This window comes from Flavobacterium palustre, assembly GCF_014639535.1.
Lineage (GTDB): Bacteria > Bacteroidota > Bacteroidia > Flavobacteriales > Flavobacteriaceae > Flavobacterium > Flavobacterium palustre.
Genome location: NZ_BMGA01000007.1, coordinates 224,555 through 237,242 on the forward strand (window position 1 = coordinate 224,555; position 12,688 = coordinate 237,242).

The 12,688-nt window shown below is 36.6% G+C and carries 5 protein-coding genes and 2 rRNA genes; 2 read left to right on the top strand and 5 right to left on the bottom strand.

The annotated features are described in order from the left end of the window. Positions 1-27 precede the first annotated feature (27 nt). Together IEV84_RS13440 and IEV84_RS13445 are read right to left on the bottom strand one after the other, a co-directional pair. On the bottom strand, positions 28-717 hold the full coding sequence (locus IEV84_RS13440; RefSeq protein WP_188494783.1) for a DUF2971 domain-containing protein: 690 nt from the start codon (positions 715-717) through the stop codon (positions 28-30). A 178-nt stretch (positions 718-895) separates the two neighbouring features. Next, positions 896-2,137 (bottom strand): glycosyltransferase family 4 protein, encoded by a 1,242-nt coding sequence (locus IEV84_RS13445; RefSeq protein ID WP_188494784.1) that lies wholly within the window; start codon positions 2,135-2,137, stop codon positions 896-898. Positions 2,138-2,241: 104 nt separating this feature from the next. On the opposite strand from IEV84_RS13445, the gene IEV84_RS13450 reads away from it, so the two are divergent. Together IEV84_RS13450 and IEV84_RS13455 are read left to right on the top strand one after the other, a co-directional pair. Continuing rightward, the gene (locus IEV84_RS13450; protein ID WP_188494785.1) at positions 2,242-2,823 is read left to right on the top strand and encodes a MiaE family protein; all 582 of its coding nucleotides are present in this window, start codon (positions 2,242-2,244) and stop codon (positions 2,821-2,823) included. A gap of 54 nt (positions 2,824-2,877) precedes the next feature. Continuing rightward, positions 2,878-5,619, top strand: a complete 2,742-nt coding sequence (locus tag IEV84_RS13455; protein ID WP_188494786.1) for an AsmA-like C-terminal region-containing protein — start codon at positions 2,878-2,880, stop codon at positions 5,617-5,619. Between the two features lie 93 nt (positions 5,620-5,712). Here IEV84_RS13455 and IEV84_RS13460 read toward each other — a convergent pair whose 3' ends face one another. From IEV84_RS13460 to IEV84_RS13470, 3 genes are all read right to left on the bottom strand, one after another. After that, on the bottom strand, positions 5,713-9,291 hold the full coding sequence (locus IEV84_RS13460; protein WP_188494787.1) for a LamG-like jellyroll fold domain-containing protein: 3,579 nt from the start codon (positions 9,289-9,291) through the stop codon (positions 5,713-5,715). A gap of 450 nt (positions 9,292-9,741) precedes the next feature. Next, positions 9,742-9,851 (bottom strand): 5S ribosomal RNA (gene rrf, locus IEV84_RS13465). A gap of 152 nt (positions 9,852-10,003) precedes the next feature. Then, positions 10,004-12,688 (bottom strand): 23S ribosomal RNA (locus IEV84_RS13470); the annotation flags it as partial.

Consider the following 12,688-nt stretch of genomic DNA (forward strand, 5'->3'; position numbering starts at 1 on the left):
CCAAATTATTACAACATAAAACTTGGTTTAAAACCCAAATAAATTTTTAAATCTTTTCTCAATAAGCTCCAAACCATCCTCTACAGTACCTTTTATCAATCTAACCTTATTTAATTTAAATTCTCTAGCATCCGGTCCAACAGTATAAATAGGAATGTCTGGATAATCTGTTTCAATAATTTTAAGTAATTCAGTTCTAAGACTAAGATTATATTCTAAAAAATTATATCCGAAACAAAACTCTTCAACATTTGCTTTATTATAAAAAATCTTATTTAGATTATTATCTTTTTCTACAATTAATCTATATTCATTTTCATATTCCCAATCTTTTAATTTTACAATAAACTGATAATCACTACTTAATGGATGTGACTTTTCAATTGGATTTGGGTTATTTGAATATATTACTTTAATAATTTTTGCATTATTAATATCTTTTCTATTCAATATTTCAAATTTAGATTTAAGTTTAATTGTAAAACCTTGATAAGATTTTGTATAGTGTCCCCACATAAGTGGATTTAAACCATTCTCCGTAAAGCAAGAAATACCACAATTTTTCACATTATTTAAAGACGGTATATAATCACCATCGATGAAATCTTTTCTATTTTCAATAATAAAATTACGACTGCAATCAAAGGGATCGTTAAATTCTTTTGGATTACTTAAAAAAAAAATAACCATTTTTAATTGCATCCAAATTATATTCATTAATTGAATAATACTTAAAAAGACTATCCGGAATTTCAGTACATCTTATTCCATTCTTATGATGAATCCAAATCCCATCATTCTCAATAAACTCTTGATCATCATCAATTTTAAAATTCTTCATTTAGAAACAATTAATTATTATAAAAAAAGAAAAACGTTTTTTTCAATACAAATATCATTTATTCTTCTCCTCAATCCACTTTGCCATATACTTCGTACTCCTCAAAGAATGATGCTGCAACAATTCACCCATAAAATTATTCAATCTGTGTTGCTTTATATTAGAAACTAAAAACTCCATTTGTTTAGCAAAATCCTCTTCAAATAAAGTCCTCAAATAACGTTGCTTAATTATTATTGAACCATTCTCTTGAGCTTGTAACCAGAGATTTTCATCCTGGTACAATTGCACTGCTTTATCAGCAAAAAGTTCCGGCCTATCCTCCACAAAACCATTCCAAAGCAAATTGTCTTGCATCGATTCAACACCAATAGAAGTTGTAACACTTGGCGTTCCACATTGCATCGCTTCGAGTAATTTTCCTTTTATTCCGGCTCCAAAACGCAAAGGAGCTAAAACCACACGAGCTTTTTGAACTACTTCCTGAGCATTTTCAGCACGACCAAGAATCAAAAAACCTTGTTTCGCATTATGCAATTGTAATACTTTTTGCGAAGGATAAGCACCATAAACATTCAAAACTGCTTCGGGTAATTGCTTTATTATTAGCGGCCAAATCGTTTCTTTCAAATACTGAACGGCATTCCAATTGGGTTCATGCAAAAAATTTCCAATAAATACAAAATCCTTTCGTTCTTCGAAAGCAGGTAATTTCTCCAAATCAGGAATTGCATTCGATGCTAACAACAAAGGCAAATAATAGAACAAGCTAGAATCTATTTTAAAAATAGTTACTAGTAATTCCATCTCATATTCTGAAATCATCAATGACAAATCGCAACGTAAAATACTGGCAATTTCTCGTTTGGCTACTTCTTCCGCTAATAAATCCTGAGTTTTAAATTCGCGTTTTTCTTTAAATGCCTTTTGCCTAGCCAATCGCAAACAATGCAAATCTTCGGTATCTAAAATTCGTAAAGCATCCGGACAATTTTCGGCAACACGCCAACCAAACTGTTCTTCAATCATAAAACGATCAAACAACACAATTGATGGATTCAATTCTTTGACAAAAACATCAAAACTGGAACAATTTAAATTTATCGCTTGCTTCTCGACATTAAATTCATTTAAATCAATCATAAAATCACTATCCTGTGCCGGACTTGCGAAAGTGATTTGGAAACCCTGTTTTTGAAACAAAGAAATCAATTGCATCATTCGACCACCGGCAGCAGAAGATTTTGGCTCAGGCCACACAAAACCAATAATTAATAATTGCTTGTTCTGATTCATTGAACTTAAAAATGAGGTAAAGTAACGTTAAAATAACAGCAAAGGTCGAAAATATAATAGAATACAAGGCAAAAAACTTAATTTTGTAGCCTAAATAAAAAATCATGTTAGGATTAAAATTAGCCACAGATCCCAGATGGGTCAACATCGTAGAATCGAATATCGAAGAAATTTTAACCGACCACGCCTGGTGCGAACAAAAAGCGGCTTCTAACGCAATTAGTTTGATTACCCAAAACTCTGAAAAAGAAGAATTAGTCAACGAATTAATTCTAATTGCTCAGGAAGAAATGGAACATTTTAAAATGGTTCACGACCTTATCAAAGAAAGAGGACTTGTTTTTGGACGAGAACGCAAAGACAGCTATGTCAACGAACTTTTTAAGTTCATGAAAAAAGACGGAAGTCGTAACGATGCTTTGTGCGAGCGTTTACTGTTTTCAGCAATGATTGAAGCCAGAAGTTGCGAACGTTTTAAAGTTTTATCAGAAAACATAAAAGATCCGGAACTGGCTAAATTTTACCGTGATTTAATGATTAGTGAAGCCAATCATTACACCACTTTTCTGGGTTTTGCCCGTAAATATGCCGATAATGTTGATGTGGACAAACGCTGGAAAGAGTGGATTGAATATGAAACGTCAATCATTACCAATTACGGTAAAAACGAAACCGTTCACGGATAATAATTACGACCAAAATACGTTCCTAATTCTATTTCACAAAACAACACTCCAATCATGTCTTCAAAAAAAACTATATTTTTTAAAATACTGAAATATATAGGAATTACAATGGTCAGCTTATTGGCTTTAATGTTTATTGCTCCTTATGTTTTTGCAGATAAAATTAATGCCGAAATCAAAAAAGTAGCCAATCAAAAACTAAATGCCAAACTGGATTATTCGGAATCAAATGTTTCGTTTTTCAATCATTTTCCTTCGTTAACTGTAAGTTTAGAAAATTTCAAACTGAATGGTTCAGCACCTTTTGAAAATGAAAAATTAATCACTGCCAAAGAAGTTGCTTTTGGTATTGATGTTCCCAGTTTAATTTTTGGAAAATCAGTCAATATTGATAAAATCTTCCTTTCGAATGCTAATATCAACGTAAAAGTAAACAAAGAAGGATTTGCTAATTACAACGTTTATAAATCCGAGAAAAGCAAAACAACTGAAAAAGAAGAAGACAGTTCGCTAAAACTGGAAAAAATCGAAATCACCAACAGTAATATTGTGTATGATGATTTATCGACCAAATTACACTTTGATATTTTTGGCTTTAATTACTTAGGAAAAGGCGATTTAAGCAAAGCCATTTTTGATTTATCTTCTAAAGCAAAAATTGAAAAACTCAATCTTTTATATGAAAACGAACCTTATTTGATGAATAAAAAAGTCAATGCCGATTTGATTACTAAGGTAAATGTAAACTCGCTTTCGCTTGTTTTTCAGGAAAATGATTTAAAAATCAACAACCTGATTGTTGATTTCAAAGGAAAGTTTGACTTCCTCAAAGAAGGTTATAAAATGGATTTTATCCTGAAAACAACGAACAGTAAGCTACATGATTTTTTCACTGCTTTTCCTCCGAAATTCATTAGCTGGCTTGACAAAACCAAATTAACCGGAAAAACAGACTGTATTTTATCCCTAAAAGGAAATTACATAGCGTCTAAAAATATTGCTCCAAAATTAGAATTGGATTTCAAAATCAAAGACGGAAGTATCAATTACAATCAAAGTCCGGCTACAATTAGCAACTTAAACGTTGATTTTGATACGCAATTACCTTCTTTAAATCCTGATTCACTTATTATCGATTTAAGGAATCTATCACTCAACATCGGTAAAGAATCTTTAAAAGCAAAATTATACAGCACCGGAACTGCTGTTTTGGATGTTAATGCTGCGCTTAACGCCAAAATAGATTTGGAAAAACTAAATCGAGCCATCGGAATTCCTGATATTGAACTAAAAGGAATGCTGGTAGCTAACGGAACTTCTAAAGGAAAATTCGATAAAAAAAACGGATTATTTCCTGTGACAAATGCTGTTATTAATTTGAATAATGGTTATCTAAAAACCAAATATTATCCAAATCCAATCAGTAATATCGAAATTGTTTCTACTATTTCAAATCCAAAAGGGACTTTCGAAAATTTAAAAGTAGTTTTACAACCTGCCCAATTTACTTTTGAAGGGAATCCGGTTTTTATAAAAGCCAATTTGAGTAATTTTGACAATCTTTCATACGATATCAATGCTAAAGGAACTTTGGACATTGGCAGAATCTATAAGGTTTTTTCACAAAAAGGACTCGATGTTAATGGTTACATCAAAGCTGATTTAGCCTTAAAAGGAAAACAAAGCGATGCCGAAAAAGGAAACTATTCAAAACTTAAAAACAGCGGAACACTCGAAATTAAAAACATTGCATTCGCTTCAGAATATTTACCTAAAAAATTCTTAGTCAAAGAAGGGATTTTTAAATTCAATAATGATAAGATGCGTTTTGATACATTTTTAGCTTCTTACGGTCAGTCCGACTTTAAACTAAATGGTTATTTGCAAAATGTATTCAACTTTATTGCGACTAAAAATGGCATTTTACACGGTTCTTTTTCGTTAAGTTCAAAATATATTAATGCCGATGAATTTATGTCGGCAACGGTTAAAAACGAAGTTCATGAAGCTGTAAACACAACTCCTGATAAGCCGACAACTGAAACAGGAGTCATTGTAATTCCTTCTAATTTAGATTTACATTTTACAGCTAATGTGCAAAAAGTAAATTTTAACGGACTGGAACTTAAAAACGCAAAGGGAAGTTTGAACATGAAAAACGGCTTGCTTAGCATGCAAAATACCGGTTTTGATTTAATTGGCTGTACCGTTGCCATGAATGCTACTTACAAAAGCGTGAACACCCGAAATGCTCTTTTTGATTACCATATAAAAGCTACCGAATTTGATATAAAACGGGCATATAAAGAGGTCAAAATATTCAGAGAAATGGCAAGTGCGGCCGAAAAAGCGCAAGGAATAATTTCTTTAGATTATAATTTAAAAGGAAGATTGGATGCTAATATGGAACCTGTACTGCCTTCTTTATCAGGAAACGGAGTAGTTTCTGTAAAGAATGTAAAAATGTATGGCATGAAAATATTTAATAGCGTTGCCCGAAAAACGTCTAAAGAAAGCATTAAAAACCCCGAATTGAATCAGGTGGATATTAAAAGTTCCATTAAAAACAATATTATTACTGTAGAACGTTTCAAGTTTAAATTTGCCGGATTCAGACCCCGAATTGAAGGAACTAGCAGCCTGGACGGAAGATTAAATCTTAAAATGAGACTCGGTTTACCACCTCTTGGAATCCTTGGAATCCCATTAACCATAACAGGAAACAAAGACAACCCGAAGATAAAAATAGGACGAGAAACAGAAGATTTAGAAGAAACTAAAGATAGTATTGAGTAAACATTATCATTTTCTGAAAAGCATAAAAAAAGCCATCCCAAAATATGAGATGGCTTCCTTGTTTTTAGATTGTCAACCAGATGAATAAATCAATTATTTTATTAATACTTTCATATTATTATTCAAATCTTCACCTGTAATATTTAGTATATAAACACCCGGTAAATTTCTTTTTGTCAGATGGATTTTAAAATTCCCTTTACTGTTTCCATTATTGTCTAAAATTTCTTTAAGAACTATAGCTCCTGTAGCATCCATTAAAGTAGCTGTAATTTTAGGATTCACATAAGATGGGATATTAATATTTATTTGCTCCTTCACAGGATTTGGATGAATAACAATTTCGTTTGTTGTTATTCTGAAACTCCATACATCGCCGGTAGTCGTTCCATAATCATTTGTTGCATCTACTCTCCAGTAATAATACACTCTTGAAGTTAAATCGGTTGGAATTTGGAAAGATGAATGCTCTGAATAAGGAACGTCAGCTAATTTCGTTAGGTTTTCAGGATCAGTTCCAAAATAAACACTGTAATGAGTTGCATCTATTGTACTTGTCCAGGCTAAATTAAAGTTTTGCACTGGTAGCTCTAAGAAATACGATTCATTTGCAGGATTAGGATGGGCAGCTTTTGTTGGTGCAGGAGCAGCTTGAGTAGTTAGCTCAAATACATCGCTGTAATTAGACGAATCTGTTTTGTTAATTGCCTTTAATCTGTAGTAATATTTAGTACTATAAACGACATCTGAATCAGTATAGGTAGTTGTATTAGCCGGAAGTTCTGCCACTTGATCAAAATCAGTACCATCCAATGAACGTTCTAATACAAAATTAGCTTCATTATTCGAATTATCAATCCAATTTACAATAGTAGTACTTGAAGCTAAAGGCGTAGCCACAGTATTAGTTTCAAAAGTTACACCAGAAGGAGCATTGATAACCGTTGTATTATATATAGCAGCAATTTCTGAGGCAGATAAAGCATAATTAAATATTTTAAGCTCATCTAATTTTCCTTTATATGGCGCAGGAGCAGTACCCACTGCCAATTCAAGTACTCCTATATTACCCAAAATTAAATCTGTTGGTTCTCCAATACCGGTAACTCCTGTTTCATCAAGTTCACTCTGAAGTACTCCGTTTAGATACACTCGTAATTTGTGTGCGGTAACATCTCTCATTAAAACAACATGTTCCCAATTTCCGGTAAAGAATTTAGAACCGGTAGCTTTTACTTCCTTTTTGATAACATCATCATCTATTGCAAAACGAAGCTCACCACTTTTAAATTCAAGATTATAACGTTTTCCAGTTGCTCCTGTTGTAGTATTTTTGGTAAATGATCCTTTGCATAAAAGATACACAGAACTTGTTGAACCAGTTGGCAACAAACTAGTTGCGGCATTCATCCAAAATGAAATAGAAAATGAATTCTTATTCAAATAAATCTGATCTTCATTTGGAATACTCGCCATATAATTATTACTCTTTGAAGTGGAAAAATTAAGAGCATTATTAGCTTTACCCGCAATTTTCACGGTAGAATTATCAAAATCAGAATCTAATTTTCCGTTATTACTATAATTTGACAAGTCGGTAATCTCATCTCCCTCTCCGGCGGCTTCTTTAAATGGCCAGTGTCCAACCATATCTGAAGGAAATTCAGCAATAGTTCTGAAACTCCATACATTACCGGTAGCCGTTCCTTTAACATTGGTTGCATCTACTCTCCAATAGTATTTAGTTCCTGCATTTAATCCGGAAACAGAATAAGAAGGACTAGCCACATAATTCACATCGGCTGCTTTATTCAGATTCAAAGGATCAGTGCCAATATAAACTGTATAAGTTGTTGTATTACTGCTTCCTGTCCATTTTAAGACAAGAGTTCCGTTAGTTGGTTCAGCGTAATTAAATTCATTAGTAGGATTCGGATTGGCTGTTTTTGCCGGAGCCGAAGGAATAGCGGGAGTTGTAACAGAGTTTACTTCACTATAACTGGAAGATTCAGTTAGTGTTGTTGCTTTAACACGATAATAATATTTAGTATTTGGAACTAAATTATTATCGGTATAAGTTGTTATATTTTCTGCTACACTTGCAATTTGTGTATAGCTTGTTCCATCGATTGAACGCTCAATTACAAAATTAGTTTCGTTTTCTGAATTGTCTTTCCAAGTTAAAATAACTGTACTCGAAGGTGAAGGCATTTCAACCGAACTTGCATTAAAAGTAATAGCTGTTGGAGGAATAATGAAATCAGGTGGTGTTTGATCTGTCAAACCATTAATATAAACTTCAATATTCAAATAAGGCGCTTGTGTTGCACTTACTGCTAAAGCATCAGCACTGCTATTTTTATTTAATCCATTGGCATCTTCCCAGGCATCAGGCATTCCATCATTATCTGTATCTAAAGGTGCCGGTGCTCCATAAACATGTCCTGCTCCTCCATTTGTAAAACCAAATTGTTTTGTTAAATCAGATTGTACATAAACATAAGTAGCTGTTGTTCCTTTAGACAACAAATCAGAAATCATTAAATTATCTACCTGATCACGTCTTGGATAGGATGCTCCCACACTTGAGACAATGTTATCATAAGCTCCCTGAGCTGTTAAACTTGGATTCTTCATCGGATAATCATAAGGCGTTGGCAAAATACTTGCTGCATCACCGGTAGGATAACCCGTTAAGTCCTGAGGAACTAGTGTTCCATCCAATATTCCATTTCTATTATTATCAAAATAATTTCCTGAACCGTATAAGAAGAAATTAGCATTACCTCTGTTAAAAGGTGTGGAAACCGATGTACTTGTATTAGGACCTCCGATAAAATAATTGTTTATAATATTTACATCCGAACTTCCCGCTGAATCGCCACCCATTATATAAGCATCTCCAGATTCACTATGTCCATAAGTATTTCCATAGTTTCCCCAATTGTAAACCACATTATTTACAAACTCGTTAATTCCTTTTATCTTATTATTACGGGTTTTATTGCAGATATATAAATTACCTATCAAACTGATCTTACCACCCGCAGAAGGCTGTATCAATCCACCCGCAGAATGATTATGACGATGTAGTCCCTGACCAATAATAGAATTCTGAATAGTTATATTATCAGGACTTGTCCCTTTGCTGTCCCAATTAATAGAAAAAACTTCATCTGTACCCCAGCTGAAAGTCATGTGATCAAAAATCATATTAGCACCATTTGCTAAACCAGATGCGTCCTGATTTTGAGCCGTTCCTCCATAGCGAATGCGAAGATAACGCGCTATAGTGTTACTGGCTCCTGTAAATGTCACCCTTGGCCCTAAAAAAACAATCCCTTCTCCAGGAGCTGTTTGTCCTGCAATAGTAGTATTCTTTGCTACAACAATTTGAGATTGTAAATTGACAATACCTCCAACTTTAAATATCACAAAGCGACCTTCTTGACTCACCGCATCGCGAAATGAACCCGGACCACTATCATTTAAATTGGTTACTAAATAAATTTGGGGATTTGTTGCTCCTCTTGCACCGGTAGTGTAACGTCCGAAACCCTGAGCTTCAGGAAAGGCTAATGTTTGAGAATTTAAAATTCCTGAACTGAATGTAAGGCCACAAAACATTAAAGCCTTTGGAACTTGTTTAAAAAGTAAAGTTTTAAATTTCATAAATAAATAATTAAGGTTGGTTATTCCAAAACTATCACTTTAACATTTTTTTAGTATCCTGCGCCGTCCTGCACTGGTCTGTATTATTTGAGCCAATTATATTACTTAAAAAAAACAAAGTTTTAAACCTGAAACAAAAATACAGATAAATCAAGACTTCCCAATAAAAAAAAAACAACAGATGATTAAAAAACACTCTAACTGGTCTGCTTAAATAACAAAAAGAATCACCAAAAAAAATCGTAGGTAAATATAAAAGTGATAAAACAAATTTATGAGAATAAACAAAAAAAGCTCCTATAAAAAAACCTATCCAATTGGGTAGGTTTTTCAAAACCCCGAGGGCTTTTGCCCGAATTAAGCAAATCTAAATTGACAAAACAATCCTTAAGAACACGCTTCAGCTATAAAACAAAAAACCCCGTTTCGTTAGAAACGGGGTTTTTCAAAGAAAGGCGACGACATACTCTCCCACAAAACTGCAGTACCATCTGCGCAGGCGGGCTTAACTACTCTGTTCGGGATGGGAAGAGGTGAGCCCCGCCGCAATAACCACCTTAAGGTCGTTGTTACTTGAGGTAACTTTCAATTGTTAATTATCAATTATTGATTGTTAATTATCAGTTGAACAATATCTTAACATACTGAGATAAAGAAAAGTATTTTAGTATTAGAAAGTTTGCTGTCCCGATTTTCATCGGGACAAGCGTTTGTACATAAGCTTACAGGTTATTAGTACTACTCGGCTATGACATTACTGCCTTTACACCTATAGCCTATCAACGTGGTCATCTCCCACGACCTTTAAAAGAAATCTCATCTTGTGGTGGGTTTCGCGCTTATATGCTTTCAGCGCTTATCCCTTCCCAACGTAGCTACTCTGCAGTGCCACTGGCGTGACAACAGATACACTAGAGGTTAGTCCAATTCGGTCCTCTCGTACTAGAATCAGATCCACTCAAATTTCTAACGCCCACAGTAGATAGAGACCGAACTGTCTCACGACGTTCTGAACCCAGCTCGCGTGCCACTTTAATGGGCGAACAGCCCAACCCTTGGGACCTTCTCCAGCCCCAGGATGTGACGAGCCGACATCGAGGTGCCAAACCCCCCCGTCGATATGAGCTCTTGGGGGAGATCAGCCTGTTATCCCCGGCGTACCTTTTATCCTTTGAGCGATGGCCCTTCCATGCGGAACCACCGGATCACTATGCTCTACTTTCGTACCTGATCGACCTGTGTGTCTCTCAGTCAAGCTCCCTTATGCCATTGCACTCTTCGCACGGTTACCAAGCGTACTGAGGGAACCTTTAGAAGCCTCCGTTACTCTTTTGGAGGCGACCACCCCAGTCAAACTACCCACCAAGCAATGTCCCCCGCAACGCGGGGTTAGGCCTCAGATAAACAAAGGGTTGTATTTCAACAATGACTCCACAACGCCTGGCGACGCCACTTCACAGTCTCCAACCTATCCTACACATCATTTATCCAAGGTCAATACTAAGCTATAGTAAAGGTGCACAGGGTCTTTTCGTCCCACTGCGGGTAAACGGCATCTTCACCGTTACTACAATTTCACCGAGCTCATGGCTGAGACAGTGTCCAGATCGTTACACCATTCGTGCAGGTCGGAACTTACCCGACAAGGAATTTCGCTACCTTAGGACCGTTATAGTTACGGCCGCCGTTTACTGGGGCTTCAATTCAATGCTTCTCCGAAGATAACATCTCCTCTTAACCTTCCAGCACCGGGCAGGTGTCAGGCCCTATACTTCATCTTACGATTTTGCAGAGCCCTGTGTTTTTGATAAACAGTCGCCTGGACCTCTTCACTGCGGCCCCTATTGCTAGGGGCGACCCTTCTCCCGAAGTTACGGGTCTATTTTGCCTAATTCCTTAGCCATGAATCTCTCGAGCACCTTAGAATTCTCATCTCGACTACCTGTGTCGGTTTGCGGTACGGGTACTATTAACCTGAAGTTTAGAGGTTTTTCTTGGAAGCCCTTAGGCGCACTATCACTTCAACCGAAGTCTCCGTGTACTATCGTATTTCACCAAAATCTACGGATTTGCCTATAGATCTTATAGCTAGGTACTTTAACGAACTATTCCGTCAGTTCGCGGCGCTTTCATCACTCCGTCACCCCATCACAGTTAACAGTAGTACGGGAATATTAACCCGTTGGCCATCGACTGTCCCTTTCGGGTTCGCCTTAGGTCCCGACTAACCCACAGCTGATTAGCATAGCTGTGGAAACCTTAGTCTTTCGGTGTGCGGGTTTCTCGCCCGCATTATCGTTACTTATGCCTACATTTTCTTTTCCAGCCAGTCCAGCATACCTTACGATACACCTTCAACCCTGCTGGAATGCTCCCCTACCACTTACAATAAATTGTAAATCCATAGCTTCGGTAATATGTTTATGCCCGATTATTATCCATGCTCGTCCGCTCGACTAGTGAGCTGTTACGCACTCTTTAAATGAATGGCTGCTTCCAAGCCAACATCCTAGCTGTCTGGGCAGACAAACCGCGTTCTTTCAACTTAACATATATTTGGGGACCTTAGCTGATGGTCTGGGTTCTTTCCCTCTCGGACTTGGACCTTAGCACCCAAGCCCTCACTGCTAGAGAACATTATATAGCATTCGGAGTTTGTCAGGAATTGGTAGGCGGTGAAGCCCCCGCATCCAATCAGTAGCTCTACCTCTATATAACTTATATCTAGCGCTGCACCTAAATGCATTTCGGGGAGTACGAGCTATTTCCGAGTTTGATTGGCCTTTCACCCCTACCCACAGGTCATCCGAAGACTTTTCAACGTCAACCGGTTCGGTCCTCCACTGTGTGTTACCACAGCTTCAACCTGCCCATGGGTAGATCACACGGTTTCGCGTCTAACACTACTGACTAAAGCGCCCTATTCAGACTCGCTTTCGCTACGGATCCACACCTGAAGTGCTTATCCTTGCCAGCAACGTTAACTCGTAGGCTCATTATGCAAAAGGCACGCCGTCACTTCACGAAGAAGCTCCGACCGCTTGTAAGCGTATGGTTTCAGGATCTATTTCACTCCGTTATTCACGGTTCTTTTCACCTTTCCTTCACAGTACTGGTTCACTATCGGTCTCTCAGGAGTATTTAGCCTTAGCGGATGGTCCCGCCAAATTCAGACAGGGTTTCACGTGCCCCGCCCTACTCAGGATACCACTATCCTTTACAATTGTTACCTATACGAGACTATCACTCTCTTTGGTCTTACTTTCCAGTAAGTTCTAGTTCCGCATGCAAGAAATGTCGTGGTCCTACAACCCCAACGATGCCGTAACAACATTGGTTTGGGCTAATCCGCGTTCGCTCGCCACTACTTACGGAATCACTTTTGTTTTCTTCTCCT

Excerpts from the sequence above, each read along its gene's own strand:
- IEV84_RS13440 (WP_188494783.1), bottom strand. The coding sequence starts at position 717 with ATGAATATAATTTGGATGCAATTAAAAATGGTTATTTTTTTTTTAAGT.
- IEV84_RS13445 (WP_188494784.1), bottom strand. The coding sequence starts at position 2,137 with ATGAATCAGAACAAGCAATTATTAATTATTGGTTTTGTGTGGCCTGAG.
- IEV84_RS13455 (WP_188494786.1), top strand. The coding sequence starts at position 2,878 with ATGTCTTCAAAAAAAACTATATTTTTTAAAATACTGAAATATATAGGA.
- IEV84_RS13460 (WP_188494787.1), bottom strand. The coding sequence starts at position 9,291 with ATGAAATTTAAAACTTTACTTTTTAAACAAGTTCCAAAGGCTTTAATG.
- IEV84_RS13450 (WP_188494785.1), top strand. The coding sequence starts at position 2,242 with ATGTTAGGATTAAAATTAGCCACAGATCCCAGATGGGTCAACATCGTA.